Source organism: Streptomyces sp. H27-D2 (assembly GCF_035828615.1).
GTDB lineage: Bacteria > Actinomycetota > Actinomycetes > Streptomycetales > Streptomycetaceae > Streptomyces.
In genome coordinates this window covers 1-19,395 of record NZ_JAYMZR010000039.1, presented here as the reverse complement: position 1 = coordinate 19,395, position 19,395 = coordinate 1, and the positions used below count along the sequence as shown (strand labels likewise).

The following is a 19,395-nucleotide window of genomic DNA, read 5'->3' as shown; positions in this document are numbered from 1 at the left end:
CATGTCGGGCAATTACTCTCCGTAAGAAGATCGTGTACGCACCGCAGCGCACATCCGCCACGCCGATGATCGAGTTCGGGCAGATAACCCTCGTACGGTCGGGCAGACTCGATGCACAGCAGAGGAATTCCAGAGGGAAACTCCAGAGGGAACCGCTCGAAAGTCCGACCCGGGGGGCGACCGGACGTTCAGGACCGAGAAAGAGGGTGGAACGTGGACCGCTGCGTTGTCCTGGTGGACGCCGGTTACCTGTTGGGCGCCGCCGCGAGCCTGCTCGCGGGCGAACCCGCCCGGTCCCGGATCACCGTTGATCACGCCACCCTCATCCAGGGGCTGCGGGAACGGGCCGAGGCCGAGACCGAACAGCCGCTGCTCCGCATCTACTGGTTCGACGGGGCCCCCGACCGCGTCCCGCAGCCGGAGCACCGGCGGCTGCGCGTCATGCCGCGTGTCACCGTCCGGCTCGGCGCGCTGACCCGAAGTGACGGCCGCTGGGCGCAGAAAGGCGTCGACGCCGCGATGCACGCCGAGCTGACCGAACTCGCGCGCAACCGCGCCTGCACCGACATCGTCCTGGTCACCGGCGACGGAGACCTGCTGCCCGGCCTGATGTCCGCCAAGGAGCACGGCGTTGCCGTCCACCTCTGGGCGGTGCAGGCCGCCGACGGCGACTACAACCAGTCCGAGGACCTGGTCGCCGAGGCCGACGAACGCCGGGTCCTCGACCGCACCTGGATCACCCGGGCCGTCCGCGCCACGGAACTCGGCGGCGTCTGCGCGCCCCCCCCGCCGCCGCGCCCCGAGATCGCCGCGATCCTCTCCGCGCCGCTGCCCGAATCGGCCGTCGCCGCCGCGGCGGCCGCCGTCGCCGACCAGACCACGGACGAGCACACCCCGGCCCGCAACGGCGCCCAGGTCAGGCCCGCCCCCGCCGACGACGGCCCGGCGGGCCCGTCCGGCCCGGAGACCGCCCCCGGAACCGAGGGCGGCGAAGCGGGCGACGTCAAAGGCCGCCCCACCCCCAAGGACCTCGCCGGCCTCGGCCGCGGCCACGGCGTCGGCCCCGCGGGGCACCCGGCGCCGCACCCCGTGCCCAACGCGACGCTGCGCTGGTCCTCCGACAAAGGCTGGGTCGAACGCGGCCCCGGCGGCGGCCCGAGCGGCCCCGGCGAGCCCTCGGAGACGGCGCTGCTGCCCACCCTGGCCCAGCTCACCACCGCCGAGCAGCGCTGGGCCGACCGCGAGGCGGACATCACCGCCGTCAGCGGCGACCCCTTCGAAGTAGGACAGGTGTTCGCCCGGCGCTGGACGGAGCGCCTCTCCGACACCGTGCACCTCCAACTGCTCTCCACCGAGTACCCGCGCATCCCGCACCGCATCGACGGCGAACTGCTGCGCTACGCCGCCCGATTCGGCCTGCTGGCCCACAAGGACGACCAGATCGACGAACACGACCGCTACGCGATCAGGGCCGGCTTCTGGCGCGAGGTCGACCTCCGCACCGCCTCGGAGCACGCCCCGGCGGGCGAGTAGGCCCAGGCAGACCCGCGGGGCCCGCCCCCCCCCGGGCCCCCGGGACGGCGACACCCCCCGGCCGCGTACCCTCATAGCTCGTGAGCACGGGCACAGGACAGGCGGAGCAAGGCACCAAGGCCGACCAGGCCGCAGCCGATTCGGTGTGCGTGGTGCGGGACCTGGTCAAGACGTACCCGGCGGTGCGCGGACGCCGGGGATCGGCGGCCGTGCCCGAGGTGCGCGCCAGCGACGGCATCACCCTCGACGTGCGCCGCGGCGAGATCTTCGGCCTGCTCGGACCCAACGGCGCCGGCAAATCCACCCTCGTACGACAGCTCACCGGACTGCTGCGCCCCGACTCCGGCAGCGTCACCCTGCTCGGCCACGACCTGGTGCGGCACCCCGAGCGCGCTTCGCGGCTGCTCGGCTACCTCGGCCAGGAGTCCACGGCCCTCGACGAACTGACCGTCTCGCTGGCCGCCGAGACCACCGGCCGGCTGCGCGGACTCGACGTGCGGACCGCGCGGGCCGAGCGCGACGCGGTGCTCGAAGAACTCGGACTCGGCGATCTCGCCGGGCGGGCCGTCAAGAAGCTCTCCGGCGGCCAGCGTCGGCTCGCCTGCTTCGCCGCCACGCTGGTCGGCGACCGGCCGGTGCTGGTGCTGGACGAACCGACCACCGGGATGGACCCCATCGCACGACGGGCCGTCTGGGCCGCCGTGGACCGCAGGCGCGCGGAGCGCGGCGCGACTGTGCTGCTGGTCACCCACAACGTGATCGAGGCGGAGACGGTCCTGGACCGGGTCGCGGTGATAGACCGCGGCCGGGTCATCGCCTGCGACACGCCCAACGGGCTCAAGGAACTGGTCGGCGAGGAAGTACGGCTCGACCTGGTCTGGCGCGAGCGCCCGCCGCTGGAACTGCCCGAGATCGCGGCGCTGCGCCCTTCCGCGCGGGCGTCCGGCCGCCGCTGGACGCTGCGGCTGGCCCCGGACGAGGCGCGCGCGGTCGTCGCGACCGTCACCGGCGGCCCGGCCTTCGCGGCCCTCGACGACTTCACCCTGACCACGCCCAGCCTGGAGGACGTCTACCTCGCGCTCGGCGGGCGCACCGACGGACTGGTGAAGGCGTGAGCGCCGCGAACGGCACGGATGACGCGTATGGCGCGTATGACCCGAACGGCCTGAACATGCGGGGCGCCGGCCCGGCGAGGGGCAGTATGGGACGTCCGCGCGGCACCCGGACGCCGATCGCGGCGGAGTCCGCTCATTCGGCCAACTCCTCCGGTCCGGCCGCCCCGGCTCGTACGGTGGGGCCGGGCGGCCCGCAGGGGCACGGCGCCGGGCCCGCCCGGCGGTCCGGACGGCCGGGGTCCGCATCGCAGGCAGAACCGGCGCGCGGCGGGTGCGCCGCCCATCGGTCCGTACGGAACAGGAGCTGTGCAGCGTGAGTGCAACGTCCGCGCCCGCGGGGGTGAGCGTCGCCGCACCGGCGTCGCAAGGAGGCGTCCGGACGGAGTCCGACGCCGGCGTCGCTCCCCGGCCGAGGCCACAGAGCGCAGGCGCGGCCCCGCTCGCGCCGCGGGCCAAGCTGCTGCCCGCTCTCGCCGCGGTGTACCGGGCGCAGCTCTCGCGCGCCAGGGTGGCCCGCATCCCGCTGCTGTTCGTGGCGACCTTCCAGTCCGTCGGGATCATGGTCCTGATGCGCGGGGTCGTGGACGGCGGCGCGGGCGGCGTGGAGGCGCGCTCCGTGGTCGCCGGGTCGAGTGTGCTCGTCGTGGCGTTCGTCGCGCTCAATCTGCTGGCCCAGTACTTCGGGCAGCTACGGGCCTCCGGCGGCCTCGACCACTACGCGACGCTGCCGGTGCCGCCCGCCGCCGTGGTGCTCGGGGCGGCCGGCGCGTACGCCTCGTTCACGGTGCCCGGCACGATCGTCACGGCGGTCGCGGGCAGCGTGCTCTTCGGGCTGCCGATGGCGAACCTGTGGGTGCTCGTCGCGGTGATCCCGCTGGCCGGGGCGGCCCTCGCCGGGCTCGGCGCGACGCTGGGGCTGCTCGCGCCGCGCCAGGAACTCGCGACCCTCTGCGGACAGCTCGGGATGTCCGCAGCGCTGCTGCTGGGCGTCCTGCCGACCACGCACATGCCGACCGTGGTCGTGTACGCGCGTGATCTGCTGCCGTCCACGTACGGGGTCGAAGCCCTGATACAGAGCTTCGACGCGCACCCCGACTGGCTGCTGATCCTCGCCGATCTCGCGGTCTGCGCCGGCGTCGGCGTGGCCGCGCTGGCCGCCGCGACCTGGGCCTATCGAAGGGCGGCCGTGCGATGACGCGCCCGGAAGAGCCTCCTGCCGCCGGGGGCACACCGCCCACCTGGCACGATGACCATGTGACCGCACCTCTGACGCCGCCCGGCCGGCCGCCCCACGGGCGGCACCACGACGAGCAGCCCGAAGACCAGCAGCACGGCTCGCAGCATCAGCACGAGCAGCAGGACGAGCACGATCACCCGCACGACGACCACTGGCAGAAGCAGGCGCTCGGCTCCGGCCCCGCCTACCGAACCCCAAAGGACCCGAGCCCGGCCCAGGAGCTGCGGCAGGCGGCTGTGGTGGCGGTGCTGGTCGCCGTCGCCGGCGTGCTGCTGGGGCTGCTGTGGCTCTGGCTGTCCCCGCGCATCCCGCTGGTCTCGAACGGCAAGGCGATCTTCCTCAAGAACTCCGAGGGCGAGGAGGCGATCGGCGCGGACGGCACCTTCGTGCTGCTGGCGCTGGCCTTCGGCGCGCTGAGCGCCGTCGCGGTGTTCTGGTTCTTCCGGCGCGGCGGGATCGCGATCGTGCTCGGGCTCGCGCTCGGCGGCCTGCTCGGCTCGCTGCTGGCCTGGCGGCTGGGCCTGTGGCTCGGCCCGACGGAGGACGTCGTGGCGCACGCCAAGGCGGTCGGCAAGGGCGTGACGTTCGACGCGGGCCTCCAGCTACGGGCCAAGGGCGCGCTGCTGGGCTGGTCGCTCGCGGCGGTGGGCGTGCATCTCGGCTTGACCGCGATGTTCGGGCCGCGCGAGCCGGAACCGTCGCCGGATTGGCCGGGTCACCCTACGGTGCCGCCGTCCGGCTAGGGCGCGGTGTCCTCAACCTCGTTCGGGAGTCGGCCCTGGGTACGAGCCTTGGGCCGGGCTGTCCTCAAACGCTGGGGGAGCGCTGAATTCAGCCTGTCCTGGGGGCACCTCCCGGCCGAAGGCTGGGGGAGTTTGAGGACACCCGTACACCGGCCGGGCACGGTCAGTCATCGCGCTCACAGCACTCACGCGCTGGCCTACGCGGGACGCCGCCCGTGGTTGGCCCGGCCCTTCTTGATGCGCCAGCGGCGTTTCCTGGTCTTCTTCGACATGGTCCGCCTCCCCTGAGCGGGGAGCGCCACGTGCTGCCCCGCCCCTCGGTCCTACCTGAGGAGGCCGTGACCGTCCAGACCCGCCGCACCGCCGGCTTCGCCGGTCAGCCGCGGGTGATCGGGGCCAGTACGGCGTCGGTGAGGGCCGCGAGATCGGCCGGCGACAGTTCCACTTCGAGGCCGCGGCGGCCCGCCGAGACGCACACGGTGGGGTGCCCGGAGGCGGAGGCGTCGAGCACGGTGCGCAGCGCGCGCCGCTGGCCGAGCGGCGAGATGCCGCCGCGTACGTAGCCGGAGCTGCGCTCGGCCGCCGCCGGGTCGGCCATGGCGGCGCGCTTGCCGCCGACGGCCGCGGCGAGCGCCTTGAGGTCGAGCGAGCCCGCGACGGGGACCACAGCGACGGCCAGCGCGCCGTCCACTTCGGCGACGAGGGTCTTGAAGACCCGCTCCGGTTCCATCCCCAGCGCTTCCGCCGCCTCTTGCCCGTACGAGGCGGCGGCCGGGTCGTGCTCGTAGGCGTGCACGGTGAAGGCGACGCCCGCCGCGCTGAGTGCCACGGTCGCCGGGGTGCCGCCGGGCTGCTGCTTGCCGGCCCTCTTCGCCTTCGACAAGGTGCTGGTTTCCCGGTCAGTTGGGGCTGGTCGGCCGCTGGGTGAGATCGACGGCGGGCAGTGAGGGGAGCTGGGCGATCACCGCGGTCTCCCGGCGCAGCAGTTTGAGCTCCTCGGCGAGCCGGGTGGCGGTGTCCGGGGCCTGGAGCAGCCGCTGTCTGGTCGGGTTGTCCAGCACGACCGCCGCCGCCACCAGGTAGGACAGCACGGAGGGCTCGGCGGGCAGGTCCTGGCCGGTGGTCAGGGTGCGCTCGCGGGCGCCCGCGAGGCGCTGCTGGTAGGTGCGGAAGGTGCGGACGACACCGGAGGCGAGCGCGCCCGCGCCGTCGCCCTGGTCCTCCTCCAGCTCCTCGACCTCACCGGTCAGATAGGGGCCGGAGGCGTCGACGGAGAGCAGCCGGAACCGGGTGGTGCCGGTGGCCAGCACCTCGTAGCCGCCGCCGGCCTGCTCGGGGTTCTCACGGATGGTCGCCGCGTCCGCGACGCAGCCGACGGAGTAGAAGGATTTGATCGGGTCGGAGCCGAAGCCGGCGGCGGCTCCGCGTTCGGGCAGCGCGGTGGGATCGGGCAGCCCGGGTGAGCTGGCGGCGACCTCCCGGCCGTCGCGGATCGCCACGACGCCGAAGCGCCGGGCGTCCTCGGGCAGCGCCAGGAGGTCGAGCATCAGGGCGCGATAGCGCTGTTCGAAGATGCTCAGGGGCAGTACGAGCCCGGGGAACAGCACCGAGTTCAGCGGGAAGAGCGGCAGGCGCACGGTGGTCACGACGGCCAAGCCTAATGGTCGTTCGCGATCTCTTGGCCGGGCCGGTGCCGCAGCGGGATCGTGGAGGCCAGCTGAATGCGTACGCCGTCGCGCACTTCGAGGAACTGGCCGAGCGGATCGTCCGAAATGTGCTGCCAGGGCAGCGAGGTGGCGTGCGGGCCGATCAGCCGGAATTGCGCGAGTGCGTCGGCCCACCGGCTGCGGGTGACCAGGGTGTACGCGAGCAGATTGCGGACCTCGGCGGGCCAGGGGTCGCCCGGCTCATAGCGCGCGGACATCTCGATGGCCAGATCGGCGGCCGTGTCGACGCGGCGCTCGTCGATGCCCGCGGCGGCGCGGGCGGGTACGCCGGACCCGCTGCTCCGGTGGGCCCTTCGGCCCGTACGGGCGCCTCTGCCCACACTGCCGCCCCCGCCGCCGCCGAGGCCCATGCCGCTGTCGGCCAGGGCGGCGTGCGGGGTGGCCGCCGCGTCGAGGTGGGCGTAGGCGGTACGCAGCGGCAGGGCGCGGAGCAGTGAGCGGGGGAGTGCCTGCGCGGCGGCGTTCTCGGCGAAGTCGAGGCACTCGGCGGGCGAGGAGTCGGGCCGGGAGCCGAGGTAGCGCAGGGCGGCGACGTGACAGCCGTAGTGGTGCGAGGAGCGGCGCACGGCCTGGTCCCAGTGCGCCGCGAAGGCGGTGCGCGGTGCGCGGCTGTTGCGCGCGTGGTCGAGCGCGATGCGCCAGGGGACCGGGTCGGCGTCGTCGGCGGACGCGGCGGCCTCGATCAGCGGGACGACCTCGCGCAGCAGGGTGGTCTCGGGCAGCAGCTCGGTGCGGCTGGCGGCGCGCTGCGCGGTGATCAGCGCGGCGTCGGGGGAGTGCGGGTCGGCGGACTGCCAGTCGGCGAACCAGCCGGGCCGGGACCGGGTGAAGGCGGCGAGCCGGGTGACGTAGCGGTCGCGGGACTCCCACTCGGCGTTCTCGCGGGTCGCGGCGAGCAGCTCGGCGGCGGGCTTGAAGTCGTCCGCGGCGGCGGCGACGAGTACCGGCGCCAGCCGGCCGTCGGGGGCGTCGAGCAGCACCTCGTCGTCCGGCGGCAGTCCGGCGGAGAGGTGCGCGGTGTGACGGATCATGCGCGCGGTGGCGACCAGAGCGCGGAGGAAGACCATGGTCTGGTCATTGAAGGCCGCCCGTGCGGGGTGGGCCAGAGGGATTCGATGACGCTTCGGTATCAGCTGATCGGTTGCCCTGCATACAGTCAATGCTTGGCAAAGAGTGCAGGTCCCAGGGGGGTGGTGGGTGCGCTCCCAGCACCACCCACCTGGGGCTTGTGGCCGCGCGGTCGCCCGCCGCCCCTACTGCCGCCGCAACAGCCGGGACGCTCCCGCGGCGACCGTCGTCGCGAGCACCCAGCCGAGCAGGATCATCGCGGCCGCCGCCCACTGGTAGAGCCCCTGCTGTCTCCAGTAGCCGTCCTGCCCGAGGTCGATGACGGGGAGCAGCAGGTCCAGGGCGTACAGCGCGGAGTTCCAGTGCGGCGACTCGCCGGGCTTCAGCTCGCTCGGCCGCTGGTGGAAGAAGAACGCGCCGACCGCCCAGAGCACCGCCATCCAGATCGCGGCCCGCCCCGGCTTGTAGCCGTACGCCACGGTCCAGTCCTGGAGGTAGCCCCACAGTTTCCCGGCCAGCGGCAGCGTTTCGCGGCGGCGGCGCTGCTTGGCGAGCAGCACGACCCGGGCGTCGGCGTCCTCACCGCTGAGCCGCAGCGCGTTGGACAGCATCTCGTAGGGCTCCGGCGCGTACTCGGGCGTCGCGTCCGCGACCCACTCCAGCCGCCGGGACAGCGGGAAGTGGCCGCGCGGGATCAGCGTCTCGTACGCGAACCCGGCCATCCACAGCCCGCCCGCGCCGGGCCAGCTGGTCGACTTGTCGACCAGGTTGACGACCCGGGCGCCCGAGAGGATGACCCGCCCGCGCTGCGGGCGCTCGCCGAGGAAGCGCATCTCGGGGGTCTGTATGCGGCGCAGCGACAGCTCCTGGTCCGCCTCCATGATGAAGCGGGCCTGGTAGAAGTCGATCGCGTCGCCGAACCGGCCGTCGTCGAGCCGTATCCCGCCCTCGCACTCGAAGCGCTGCATCCGGGTGCCGCGGGTGGGGGTGTTGGTGATGCCGTACGGCGGGGTGGCGCCGCTGGTGAACGGCGAGCTGCCGAGCCCGGCCGCCGTCAGGTAGAGCGTGCGCTCGACGGTGAGCTGCGGGGCGTTGAGCGCGCGCTTGCCGTGCGGGTTGCGCAGCAGGCTGCCGCGCAGGCTGAGCGAGACGCCGATCTGCGCGCCGCGCAGGCTCAGCTCGCCGTACGACTCGATCATCTCGGCCTGTAGGTCCTGGGCCACGGTCAGACCGTCGGCGGCGATCGAGCGGCCCTTGCGGTCCTTGTGCACCACGAGCTGGTTGATCAGCAGATCCGTGCCGATGTGCGCGTCGGTGAGCCGGATGCCGTTCGCGACGAAGCAGCGCGGCAGATGTAAGTCGCCCTCGGTGGACAGCCGGGCCGCCTCGATCCGCGGGATCGAGCAGCCGACCATGCGCAGGGTGGTGAACTTGCTCTCCGGGAGCAGCAGCTGCTGCTCGAAGCGGCAGTTGTGCAGCTCGACGTACGGCTCGACGGTGCCGCCCGCGAGGTCGAGGGTGCCGGTGATGTGCACGCCGTTGAGCTTGAGCGCGGCGACCCGGCCCGGTGTCGCGGGCGGCCCCTTGAGCAGCAGGAGCGCGACGACCCTGGCCCGCACGCTGCGCTCCGGGCCCCAGGGGTGCAGGGCCTTCGGGTTGTTCTGCGCCGGGTCGCGGCTGCGCAGGTCGCAGGTGCTGCCGTTGCGGAAGGCCTGCCACATCCCCCACTCGGCGGTGGTCAGTTCGAGTCCGGTGGGCGGCTCGCCGTCCGGTGGCTCGCTCACGCTGATGTTCCCTCCGCCGATCCGCCTGAGCGGAGTTCGTACTCCTGTACGGACCCCCATTCCCGCTGAGTGACTGCTTGAACGCGGGAAGTCAGGATCAACTTAAGGGGTACGTATCAGGGAGTGATACGGCGGACCGGACGCTGGAACGGGTCTGAGACAATTGACCTCGTGATCTCCCGAATCGATCTGCGCGGTGACGCCCTCCCCGAGGGCGCCGCCCTGCGCGACCTGCTGCCCCGTGCCGAGTTCGACGTCGAGGCCGCGCTGGAGCGCGTCCGGCCGATCTGCGAGGACGTGCGCCATCGCGGCACCGCGGCGCTGATCCATTACGCGCAGCGCTTCGACGGCGTGACGATCGACCGGGTCAGGGTGCCCGCCGCCGCGATCGACCGCGCTCTGGCGGAGCTGGACCCGGCGGTCAGGGCGGCCCTGGAGGAGTCGATCCGGCGCGCCCGCATCGTCCACCGGGAGCAGCGGCGCACCGACCACACCACCCAGGTGGTGCCCGGCGGCACGGTCACCGAGCGCTGGGTGCCGGTCGAGCGGGTCGGGCTGTACGTGCCCGGCGGCCTCGCCGTCTACCCGTCGTCCGTGATCATGAACGTGGTGCCGGCCCAGGAGGCCGGAGTCGAGGGCATCGCGGTCAGCTCGCCCCCGCAGAAGGAGTTCGGCGGTCTGCCGCACCCGACGATCCTCGCCGCCTGCGCCCTGCTCGGCGTCGACGAGGTCCACGCGGCCGGCGGCGCCCAGGCCATCGCGATGTTCGCGTACGGAACCGCGGGCACCGGAGCCGTCGGAAGCGCCGGAAGCACCGGAAGCACCGACGCCGCTGACGGCGCCGAGGCCCCCGACGGCTGCCTGCCGGTCAACCTGGTCACCGGCCCCGGCAACATCTACGTCGCCGCCGCCAAGCGGCTGCTCAAGGGCCGCATCGGCATCGACGCCGAAGCCGGCCCGACCGAGATCGCCGTCCTCGCCGACGCGAGCGCCGACCCGGTGCACGTCGCCGCGGACCTGATCAGCCAGGCCGAGCACGACACCCTCGCCGCCGCCGTCCTGGTCACCGACTCGCTCCCGCTGGCCGAGGCCGTCGAGGCGCAGCTCAAGACGCAGGTCGCGGACACCCGGCACCGCGAGCGGGTCACCGAGGCGCTGGCCGGACGGCAGTCCGCGATCGTCCTGGTCGACGGGATCGACGAGGGCCTGAAGGTCGTCGACGCCTACGGCGCCGAGCACCTGGAGATCCAGACCGAGAACGCCGCCGCCGTCGCCGCCCGGGTCCGCAACGCCGGAGCCGTCTTCGTCGGCACCTACGCGCCGGTCTCGCTCGGCGACTACTGCGCCGGCTCCAACCACGTACTGCCCACCGGCGGCTGCGCCTGCCACTCCTCCGGACTCTCCGTCCAGTCCTTCCTGCGCGGCATCCACGTCGTGGACTACACCCGCGAGGCGCTCGCCGAGGTCACCCACCACGTGGTGACGCTGGCGGATGCTGAAGACCTGCCCGCGCACGGCGACGCCCTGCGGGCGAGATTCGACTGGACGGTACCGACCCAGTGACCGGCAACGCACCCTCCCCCCAATGGGGCGAACTCCCCATCCGGGACGAACTGCGCGGCAAATCCCCGTACGGGGCCCCGCAGCTCGACGTCCCGGTGCGGCTGAACACCAACGAGAACCCGTACCCGCTGCCCGAGATCCTGGTGCGGCGGATCGCGGAGCGCGTCGCCGAGGCCGCGCGCACCCTCAACCGCTACCCGGACCGGGACGCGGTCGAGCTGCGCACCGAGCTCGCGCGCTACCTCACCCGCACCGCCGGGCACCCGGTCGCCGCAGCCGGCGTCTGGGCGGCCAACGGCTCCAACGAGGTCATCCAGCAGCTCCTCCAGGCCTTCGCCGGCCCCGGCCGCACCGCGATCGGCTTCGAGCCCTCGTACTCCATGCACGCGCTGATCGCCCGCGGCACCGGCACGGACTGGATCTCGGGACCGCGCAACGACGACTTCACCATCGACGTCGAGGCGGCCGTACGGGCCATCGGCGAGCGGCGGCCCGACGTGGTCTTCATCTGCTCGCCGAACAACCCGACCGGCACCGCCGTCGACTCCGCCACGGTCCTCGCGCTGTACGAGGCCGCCCAGGCGGCGAAGCCCTCGATGGTCGTGGTCGACGAGGCGTACGTCGAGTTCAGCCACCGCCCCTCACTGCTGCCGCTCATCGAGGGCCGCCGCAACCTCGTGGTCAGCCGCACCATGTCCAAGGCGTTCGGCGCCGCCGGACTGCGGCTGGGCTACCTCGCGGCCGACCCCGCCGTGGTCGACGCGGTGCAGCTGGTCCGGCTGCCCTACCACCTGTCCGCCGTCACCCAGGCCACCGCCCTCGCCGCCCTGGAGCACACCGATACGCTGCTGGGGTACGTCGAGCAGCTCAAAGCCGAACGCGACCGCCTCGTCACCGAGCTGCGCGCGATCGGCTGCGAGGTCACCGACTCCGACGCCAACTTCGTCCAGTTCGGTCGCTTCGACAGCGCCCAGCGGGCATGGCGCGGACTGCTGGACCGGGGCGTCCTGGTCCGGGACAACGGAGTACCGGGCTGGCTGCGGGTCACCGCGGGCACTCCGGCCGAGAACGACGCGTTCCTCGATGCGGTACGCGAGTTGATGAAGGAGAACGCATGACCCCCCGCGTGGGCCGCGTTGAGCGCACCACCAAAGAGACCTCGGTCCTCGTCGAGATCAACCTCGACGGCACCGGCAAGGTCGACGTCTCGACAGGCGTCGGCTTCTACGACCACATGCTCGACCAGCTCGGCCGGCACGGTCTCTTCGACCTCACCGTCAGGACCGAGGGCGACCTGCACATCGACACCCACCACACCATCGAGGACACCGCCCTCGCGCTCGGCGCCGCCTTCAAGCAGGCGCTCGGCGACAAGGTCGGCATCTATCGCTTCGGCAACTGCACGGTGCCGCTGGACGAGGCGCTGGCCCAGGTGACCGTCGACCTGTCCGGCCGCCCGTACCTCGTGCACACCGAGCCCGAGACGATGGCGCCGATGATCGGCACCTACGACACCACCATGACCCGGCACGTCTTCGAGTCCTTCGTCGCACAGGCGCAGGTCGCGCTGCACATCCACGTGCCGTACGGGCGCAACGCGCACCACATCGTGGAGTGTCAGTTCAAGGCCCTCGCCCGCGCGCTGCGCTACGCGTGCGAACACGACTCGCGCGCTGCCGGGATTCTCCCCTCCACCAAGGGCGCGCTGTGAGCGACGCACGCGCGGCCGCCGAGCCGCGGACAACCGCGATGGCCGCGCCGCCGCGCCGCGCGGGCTCAGAAGCGAACGGAATGACCCTGTGACCGGCCTCACCACCATCCTGATCGTCGTCGGACTCTTCCTGCTCGGTGGCGTCTACTCGTTCTGGAAGCAGAAGATGTCCGCGAGCCTGATCACCCTGCTGGCCATCGGGGCCGTCATGTGCCTGGTCGCCGGCATCATGCGGCTGCAAGGGGTCTGGGAATGAGCGCTCCGGCCAAGCGGGTCGTCGTCTTCGACTACGGCTTCGGCAATGTGCGCTCCGCCGAACGCGCGCTGGCCCGGGTCGGCGCCGAGGTCGAGATCACCCGCGACTTCGACACCGCCATGGCCGCCGACGGCCTGCTGGTGCCCGGCGTCGGCGCCTTCGCCGCCTGCATGAAGGGCCTCATCGAGGCGCGCGGCGACTGGATCGTGGGGCGCAGGCTGTCCGGCGGACGCCCCGTGATGGGCATCTGCGTCGGCATGCAGATCCTCTTCGAGCGCGGCATCGAGCACGACGTCGAGACCATGGGCCTCGACGAGTGGCCCGGCACGGTCGAGCCGCTGCGCGCGCCGATCGTCCCGCACATGGGCTGGAACACGGTCCGCGCCGCCGAGGAGTCCCGGCTCTTCGCGGGGCTCGACGAGGAGGCGCGCTTCTACTTCGTGCACTCCTACGCGGTGCGCGAGTGGAGTCTCGAAGTCACCAACGCGCACATCCGCGCCCCCAAGGTCACCTGGGCCACGCACGGCGAGCCGTTCGTCGCCGCCGTCGAGAACGGCCCGCTCTGCGCGACCCAGTTCCACCCCGAGAAGTCCGGCGACGCCGGCGCCCAGCTGCTGACCAACTGGCTCGAAACCCTCTGACAGCCCCAACGGCCCCCAACGGAGACCACCCGCGATGACTGCGTCTGCCCACCGCCTCGAACTCCTCCCCGCCGTCGACGTACGGGACGGCCAGGCCGTCCGCCTCGTCCACGGCGAGTCCGGCTCCGAGACCTCGTACGGCGACCCGCTGTCCGCCGCCCTGGCCTGGCAGCGCTCGGGCGCCGAGTGGCTGCATCTGGTGGACCTCGACGCGGCGTTCGGCACCGGTGACAACCGGGCGCTGATCGCCGAGGTCGCGCACTCCATGGACATCAAGGTCGAACTGTCCGGCGGCATCCGCGACGACGCCTCGCTCGCCGCCGCGCTGGCCACCGGCTGCACCCGGGTCAACCTCGGCACCGCGGCCCTGGAGACCCCCGAGTGGGTCGCCAAGGTCATCGCCGAACACGGCGACAAGATCGCGGTCGGCCTGGACGTGCGCGGCACGACGCTGCGCGGGCGCGGCTGGACCCGCGACGGCGGCGACCTCTACGAGACGCTGGCCCGGCTCGACAGCGAGGGCTGCGCCCGGTACGTCGTCACCGACATCGCCAAGGACGGCACCCTCCAGGGGCCCAACCTGGAGCTGCTGCGGAACGTCTGCGCGGTCACCGACCGGCCCGTCGTCGCATCCGGCGGCGTCTCCTCCCTTGACGATCTGCGGGCGATCGCCACGCTGGTACCCGAGGGCGTCGAAGGAGCGATCGTGGGTAAGGCCCTTTACGCCAAGGCGTTCACCTTGGAAGAGGCACTGGAGGCCACATCGTGATGGAAGCAGCTGCATGACATCAGAGCCCGGCACCGACTCCGACTCCGTCCGCCGCGTCTCGTCCAGCTCGCCCTGGGAGGACGCCTTCGGCTTCACCCGGGCGATCCGGCTGCCCGGCGGTCTCACCCTGGTCTCCGGCTGCACGTCCATCGAGGACGGCGTCATCCAGTTCGAGGGCGACCCGTACGAGCAGGCCAGGGTCGCTTTCGGGGTCGCCTTCACAGCGCTGGAGAAACTCGGCCTCGGCCGCCAGGACGTCGTCCGCACCCGGATGTACCTCACCCACGCACGGGACGTGGACGAGGTCGGCCGGGCCCACAAAGAACTCTTCGACACCGTGCGCCCCGTCGCGACGATGCTGGTCGTCTCCGGCTTCGTCGACTCGCGCATGGTGGTCGAGGTCGAAGTAGAAGCATTCCGAGGAGCCTGACCCCATGACCCTCGCGGTCCGAGTCATCCCCTGCCTCGACGTGGACAACGGCCGCGTCGTCAAGGGTGTCAACTTCCAGAACCTGCGCGACGCGGGCGACCCGGTCGAAATGGCCAAGCTCTACGACGCCGAGGGCGCCGACGAGCTGACGTTCCTCGACATCACCGCCTCGTCCGGCGACCGGGAGACGACGTACGACGTGGTCCGCCGCACCGCCGAGCAGGTCTTCATCCCGCTGACCGTCGGCGGCGGCGTGCGCGCCACGACAGACGTGGACAAGCTGCTGCGGGCGGGCGCGGACAAGGTCGGCGTCAACACGGCGGCCATCGCCCGCCCCGAGCTGATCCACGAGATCGCGCAGCGCTTCGGCAGCCAGGTGCTCGTCCTGTCGGTCGACGCCCGCCGCTGCCCGCAGGGCACGGTCACCGACTCCGGCTACGAGGTCACCACGCACGGCGGCCGGCAGGGCACCGGCATCGACGCCGTCGAATGGGCGCACCGCGCGGCCGGGCTGGGCGCGGGCGAGATCCTGCTCAACTCGATGGACGCGGACGGCACCAAGGACGGCTACGACACCGCGATGATCGCAGCGGTCCGCGAGCACGTCAGCGTCCCGGTCATCGCCAGCGGCGGCGCGGGCAGGCTCGCGGACTTCGCCCCGGCCGTCGCGGCCGGCGCGGACGCGGTCCTCGCGGCCTCCGTCTTCCACTTCGGGGACCTGCGCATCGGCCAGGTCAAGGACACACTCCGGAAGGCCGGTCACCCGGTCCGCTGATCCGGGCGCCGAGCCGGACCGGGAACGACACCGGAACCGGACCGGGAACGACACCGGAACCGAACGAAGGGGGCCGGACGCCCGCACCGCGGACGCCCGGCCCCCTTCGCACGCCTCGCCCCGCTCCCGGAGGCCCGCTCCCGGAGGCCCGCTCCCGGACCTGAGGCGGGCTTCGCGTCCCTACACGCCCAGCTTCGCGTCCAGGACCTTGGCCACCGCTTCCTTGTCACCGTCCAGCTCGACCTTCGCGGCCTCCTGCCGCCCGAAGGTGAAGACCGTCAGCTCGGTCGGCTCGCCGGTCACCGTGACCACCGGGGCGCCCCGGCGGGCGACCGCCGTCCGGCCGTCCGGCCGCCGCAGCACCAGGCCGACCGGGGACTTCCGGCCGAGCACCCGCGCCATCCGCTCCAGCCGCTTCCACAATGCGTCGGCGAAGACCGGGTCGGGCAGCCGCGGCGTCCAGTCCGGCTGCGCGCGGCGGACGTCCTCGGCGTGCACGAAGAACTCGACGGTGTTGGCCGCCTCGTCCAACTGCTTGAGGGCGTACGGGGAGAACCGGGGCGGCCCGGTCCTGAGGAGCTGGATCAGCTCCTCGTACGGCTTCGCGGCGAACTCGGCCTGCACCCGCTCCAGACGCGCGGCGAGCGGCTTGATCAGCAACCCGCCGGCCGCGTCGGCGCGGCGCTCGCGCACCACCACGTGCGCGGCGAGATCGCGGGCGGTCCAGCCGTGGCACAGCGTCGGGGCCTCGGGACCGGAGCTCTCCAACAGATCGGCGAGGAGGAGACGTTCGCGCTTCGCGTGGGTCGACATACCGCCAGCGTACGACCGCGGCCCGGCCGGGGCCATGGTGCCGCGCGGCGACCGGCCCGGCCGGAGCCGCCGCGCCGTCCGGCCGGCTCAGCCCCGCCCGAGCCGCCGCCGTCACTGCCTGCTGAGCAGCACCGCGCCCACGATCAGGGTGGCCAGCAGCACCGCGGCCAGCACGAACGTCGCGACCTTCGGCACGTTGTCGCCGGTCTGCGGAGGCTGCTGCCGGTGCGGATGACTCATCTGCGAAGGATGCCGCAGGCCGGCCGCGGGCCCGCCGCCGGGGTCGGCGCGGTTTTCCCCCGCGCCCCGGCCGACGGCACAATGGACGCATGCCCAGTACCACCGGCCCCGCCGCCCTCGACCCCGCCGTCGCCGCCCGCCTCAAGCGCGACGACGCCGGCCTCGTCCCCGCCATCGCCCAGCAGTACGACACCGGAGAGGTACTGATGCTCGGCTGGATGGACGACGAGGCCCTGCACCGCACCCTGACCACCGGCCGCTGCACCTACTGGAGCCGCAGCCGCCGGGAGTACTGGGTCAAGGGCGACACCTCGGGACACGTCCAGCACGTCAAGTCCGTCGCCCTCGACTGCGACGGCGACACGGTGCTGGTCAAGGTGGACCAGATCGGCGCGGCCTGCCACACCGGCGAGCGCACCTGCTTCGACGCGGACACCCTGCCGGTCACCGGCGCTCGCTAGGCCGTCTCTTACGGATCGTGCCGGGCTCGCGGGGCGGCCTGATCCAAAAGAAACGGCCTAGGATCAACTGCCATGACCACGGGCAACGCCACTCCGGACCTCGACACCTTCCACACCCTCGCGAAGGACCGCCGGGTCATCCCGGTCAGCCGCAGACTGCTCGCCGACGGGGACACCCCCGTCGGCCTCTACCGCAAACTCGCGGGCGAGCGCCCCGGCACCTTCCTGCTGGAGTCCGCCGAGAACGGACGCACCTGGTCCCGCTACTCCTTCATCGGCGTACGCAGCTCCGCGACCCTCACCGAACAAGACGGCCGGGCCCACTGGCTCGGCACCCCGCCGGTCGGCGTGCCCACCGACGGAGACCCGCTGCAAGCCCTGCGCGGCACCGTCGAGGCGCTGCACACCCCGCGCGACCTCATCGAGGGCTCCGGACTGCCGCCCTTCACCGGCGGCATGGTCGGCTACCTCGGCTACGACATCGTGCGCCGCCTGGAGCGCGTCGGCGACAGCACCCGCGACGACCTGCGGCTGCCCGAACTCACCATGCTGCTCACCTCCGACCTGGCCGTCCTCGACCACTGGAACGGCACCGTCCTGCTGATCGCCAACGCGATCAACCACAACGACCTCGACACCGGCGTCGATGAGGCGTACGCGGACGCGGTGGCCCGGCTCGACGCGATGGCCGCCGACCTGTCCCGCCCGGCGCCCGCGAGCGCCGCCGTGCTGCCGCCCTCCGAACTGCCCGAGTACACCGCCCTGTGGGGCGGCGACGCCTACATGGCGGCGGTCGAGGACATCAAGGAGCGCATCAGGGCAGGCGAGGCATTCCAGGTCGTGCCCTCGCAGCGGTTCGAGGCGCCGTGCACCGCCTCCGCCCTCGACGTGTACCGGGTGCTGCGCGCCACCAACCCCAGCCCGTACATGTACCTGTTCCGCTTCGACGACTTCGACGTGGTCGGCTCCAGCCCCGAGGCGCTGGTCAAGGTCGAGGACGGGCGCGCGACGCTGCACCCGATCGCCGGGACACGGCCGCGCGGCGCGACCCAGCGGGAGGACGCCGCGCTCGGCGAGGAACTGCTCACCGACCCCAAGGAGCGCGCCGAGCACCTGATGCTCGTCGACCTCGGCCGCAACGACCTCGGCCGGGTCTGCGAGCCCGGCAGCGTCGAGGTCGTCGACTTCATGGCGGTCGAGCGCTACAGCCACGTCATGCACATCGTCTCCACGGTCACCGGCCGGCTCGCCGAGGGCCGCACCGCCTTCGACGTGCTCACCGCCTGCTTCCCGGCAGGCACCCTCTCCGGCGCGCCCAAGCCGCGCGCCCTGCAGATCATCGAGGAGCTGGAGCCCACCAAGCGCGGCCTGTACGGCGGCTGCGTGGGCTACCTCGACTTCGCCGGCGACTCCGACACCGCGATCGCGATCCGCACCGCGCTGCTGCGCGACGGCACGGCGTACGTCCAGGCCGGCGCGGGCGTCGTCGCCGATTCCGACCCGGCGGCCGAGAACGCCGAGTGCCGCAACAAGGCCGCCGCCGTGCTGCGCGCCGTCAACAGCGCGAACCGTCTCGGCGCGCCCTGAGGGCGACCGGACCGAACGTGACCGGAATCGCGTGCCCCGGGGCACCGGAGCCGTCGGGGAGGGGCGATAGTGGTGATGTGAGCGCCGTACCCCAAACCCGTACCGAGGCCGCAGCCGACGCTGCCGCCGACACCACCACCGCCGGGCCCGAGGCCGAGCACGGCGGTGGCGGCAGGCGCAGTCTCGCCGCCGCCCTGCTGTTCGGGGCGCTCGGCGCCACGCTCGCACTGCTCGCCTCCGGGCAGGTCTGGGGCGAGGCGACGACCGCCGCCGCACAGGGCGCGCTGGACCTCTCCGCGAGCGGCGACGACGTCACCGGCGTCCCCGGCGCCATGGCGATCGTCGGCCTGGCGGCGCTGGTCGCGGTCTTCGCGGTACGCCGGGCCGGCCGAATCCTGGTCTCCGCGCTGCTCGCGCTCAGCGGCGCCGCCACCGCCGTCACCTCGCTGCTCGGCACCTCCGACACAGCCGCCCTCAAGACGCAGGCCGCCAAGGCGACCGGGCTCTCCGGGGCAGCCGTGGAACACGCCACGCACACCGCCTGGCCGTGGATCTCCGCACTCGGCGGCCTGCTGCTGCTCCTCGCCGGGCTGCTCGCGCTGCGCTGCGGCAGGGGCTGGCCCACGATGTCCGGCCGCTACGAGCGCGGCGACGGCGCCCCGGACAGCGGCCCGCGCCGGGCCCGCACACCGGTCGACCCCGATCGCCCCGAGGAGATCTGGAAGGCGCTCGACCGCGGCGAGGACCCCACCCGCGACCTCGACCGCGACTCCGGGCTCGAGCCCGGCCACACGACCTGAGCCCCGGGCCGGCGCGCCGCCCACGCGGAGCGCGCCGCCCCCACCCCAGCTCACCGCGTCCGGGCCCGTCAGGGACAATGGACGCCGAGCGTCCACCGCGCCCCGACCCAGGCGCACACAGCAACGAGGAGCACTCATGGCG

The 19,395-nt window shown here is 73.1% G+C and carries 21 protein-coding genes; 15 read left to right on the top strand and 6 right to left on the bottom strand.

The window, feature by feature from the left end; translation table 11 throughout:
• Nucleotides 1-213: 213 nt before the first annotated feature.
• From QMK28_RS16860 to QMK28_RS16845, 4 genes are all read left to right on the top strand, one after another.
• Nucleotides 214-1,533 carry an NYN domain-containing protein gene (locus QMK28_RS16860; RefSeq protein ID WP_326438691.1) on the top strand — a complete coding sequence of 440 codons (1,320 nt, stop codon included), beginning with the start codon at nt 214-216 and terminating at the stop codon, nt 1,531-1,533.
• Nucleotides 1,534-1,613: 80 nt separating this feature from the next.
• Nucleotides 1,614-2,648, top strand: coding sequence for an ABC transporter ATP-binding protein (locus tag QMK28_RS16855; RefSeq protein WP_443050746.1), 1,035 nt, complete (start codon nt 1,614-1,616; stop codon nt 2,646-2,648).
• 313 nt (nt 2,649-2,961) lie between these two features.
• Entirely contained in the window at nt 2,962-3,843 is an 882-nt protein-coding gene (locus QMK28_RS16850; protein ID WP_443050745.1) for an ABC transporter permease, read from the top strand.
• Nucleotides 3,844-3,902: 59 nt separating this feature from the next.
• The gene (locus tag QMK28_RS16845; protein ID WP_326438689.1) at nt 3,903-4,628 is read left to right on the top strand and encodes an ABC transporter permease; all 726 of its coding nucleotides are present in this window, start codon (nt 3,903-3,905) and stop codon (nt 4,626-4,628) included.
• A 376-nt stretch (nt 4,629-5,004) separates the two neighbouring features.
• Here QMK28_RS16845 and ybaK read toward each other — a convergent pair whose 3' ends face one another.
• The 4 genes from ybaK to QMK28_RS16825 all read right to left on the bottom strand — a co-directional run bounded on the left by ybaK (nt 5,005) and on the right by QMK28_RS16825 (nt 9,207).
• Nucleotides 5,005-5,511: a Cys-tRNA(Pro) deacylase gene (ybaK, locus tag QMK28_RS16840; RefSeq protein ID WP_326438687.1), complete on the bottom strand. Its 507-nt coding sequence runs from the start codon at nt 5,509-5,511 to the stop codon at nt 5,005-5,007.
• Nucleotides 5,512-5,527: 16 nt separating this feature from the next.
• Nucleotides 5,528-6,274, bottom strand: coding sequence for an LON peptidase substrate-binding domain-containing protein (locus tag QMK28_RS16835; RefSeq protein ID WP_326438685.1), 747 nt, complete (start codon nt 6,272-6,274; stop codon nt 5,528-5,530).
• Between the two features lie 11 nt (nt 6,275-6,285).
• Nucleotides 6,286-7,422, bottom strand: coding sequence for a hypothetical protein (locus tag QMK28_RS16830; protein ID WP_326438683.1), 1,137 nt, complete (start codon nt 7,420-7,422; stop codon nt 6,286-6,288).
• Nucleotides 7,423-7,608: 186 nt separating this feature from the next.
• On the bottom strand, nt 7,609-9,207 hold the full coding sequence (locus QMK28_RS16825) for an oxidoreductase (RefSeq protein WP_326438681.1): 1,599 nt from the start codon (nt 9,205-9,207) through the stop codon (nt 7,609-7,611).
• Nucleotides 9,208-9,378: 171 nt separating this feature from the next.
• On the opposite strand from QMK28_RS16825, the gene hisD reads away from it, so the two are divergent.
• The 8 genes from hisD to hisF all read left to right on the top strand — a co-directional run bounded on the left by hisD (nt 9,379) and on the right by hisF (nt 15,352).
• Complete coding sequence (hisD, locus tag QMK28_RS16820) at nt 9,379-10,770, top strand: histidinol dehydrogenase (protein ID WP_326438679.1); 1,392 nt, start codon at nt 9,379-9,381, stop codon at nt 10,768-10,770.
• A complete protein-coding gene (locus tag QMK28_RS16815; RefSeq protein WP_326438677.1) occupies nt 10,767-11,888 on the top strand; it encodes a histidinol-phosphate transaminase in 1,122 nt (373 codons plus the stop codon). Before hisD ends, QMK28_RS16815 begins: the two co-directional genes overlap by 4 nt.
• Nucleotides 11,885-12,481, top strand: a complete 597-nt coding sequence (hisB, locus tag QMK28_RS16810) for an imidazoleglycerol-phosphate dehydratase HisB (protein WP_326438675.1) — start codon at nt 11,885-11,887, stop codon at nt 12,479-12,481. Before QMK28_RS16815 ends, hisB begins: the two co-directional genes overlap by 4 nt.
• Nucleotides 12,482-12,569: 88 nt before the next feature.
• Nucleotides 12,570-12,737: a hypothetical protein gene (locus QMK28_RS16805; protein ID WP_326438674.1), complete on the top strand. Its 168-nt coding sequence runs from the start codon at nt 12,570-12,572 to the stop codon at nt 12,735-12,737.
• A complete protein-coding gene (hisH, locus tag QMK28_RS16800) occupies nt 12,734-13,378 on the top strand; it encodes an imidazole glycerol phosphate synthase subunit HisH (protein ID WP_326438672.1) in 645 nt (214 codons plus the stop codon). Before QMK28_RS16805 ends, hisH begins: the two co-directional genes overlap by 4 nt.
• Nucleotides 13,379-13,412: 34 nt before the next feature.
• Complete coding sequence (gene priA / locus QMK28_RS16795; RefSeq protein ID WP_326438670.1) at nt 13,413-14,147, top strand: bifunctional 1-(5-phosphoribosyl)-5-((5-phosphoribosylamino)methylideneamino)imidazole-4-carboxamide isomerase/phosphoribosylanthranilate isomerase PriA; 735 nt, start codon at nt 13,413-13,415, stop codon at nt 14,145-14,147.
• A 13-nt stretch (nt 14,148-14,160) separates the two neighbouring features.
• A complete protein-coding gene (locus tag QMK28_RS16790) occupies nt 14,161-14,577 on the top strand; it encodes a RidA family protein (RefSeq protein WP_326438668.1) in 417 nt (138 codons plus the stop codon).
• Nucleotides 14,578-14,581: 4 nt separating this feature from the next.
• Entirely contained in the window at nt 14,582-15,352 is a 771-nt protein-coding gene (hisF, locus tag QMK28_RS16785) for an imidazole glycerol phosphate synthase subunit HisF (protein ID WP_326438666.1), read from the top strand.
• A gap of 180 nt (nt 15,353-15,532) precedes the next feature.
• Here hisF and QMK28_RS16780 read toward each other — a convergent pair whose 3' ends face one another.
• A complete protein-coding gene (locus QMK28_RS16780; protein WP_326438664.1) occupies nt 15,533-16,165 on the bottom strand; it encodes a TIGR03085 family metal-binding protein in 633 nt (210 codons plus the stop codon).
• A 111-nt stretch (nt 16,166-16,276) separates the two neighbouring features.
• Nucleotides 16,277-16,405, bottom strand: a complete 129-nt coding sequence (locus QMK28_RS16775; protein ID WP_326438662.1) for a hypothetical protein — start codon at nt 16,403-16,405, stop codon at nt 16,277-16,279.
• Nucleotides 16,406-16,494: 89 nt separating this feature from the next.
• Here QMK28_RS16775 and hisI point away from each other — a divergent pair, with 89 nt between their 5' ends.
• The 3 genes from hisI to QMK28_RS16760 all read left to right on the top strand — a co-directional run bounded on the left by hisI (nt 16,495) and on the right by QMK28_RS16760 (nt 19,253).
• A complete protein-coding gene (gene hisI, locus QMK28_RS16770) occupies nt 16,495-16,866 on the top strand; it encodes a phosphoribosyl-AMP cyclohydrolase (RefSeq protein WP_326438660.1) in 372 nt (123 codons plus the stop codon).
• A gap of 72 nt (nt 16,867-16,938) precedes the next feature.
• Nucleotides 16,939-18,453 carry an anthranilate synthase component I gene (locus QMK28_RS16765; protein WP_326438658.1) on the top strand — a complete coding sequence of 505 codons (1,515 nt, stop codon included), beginning with the start codon at nt 16,939-16,941 and terminating at the stop codon, nt 18,451-18,453.
• Nucleotides 18,454-18,530: 77 nt separating this feature from the next.
• Entirely contained in the window at nt 18,531-19,253 is a 723-nt protein-coding gene (locus QMK28_RS16760; protein ID WP_326438656.1) for a TIGR02234 family membrane protein, read from the top strand.
• The last annotated feature ends 142 nt before the right edge of the window (nt 19,254-19,395 follow it).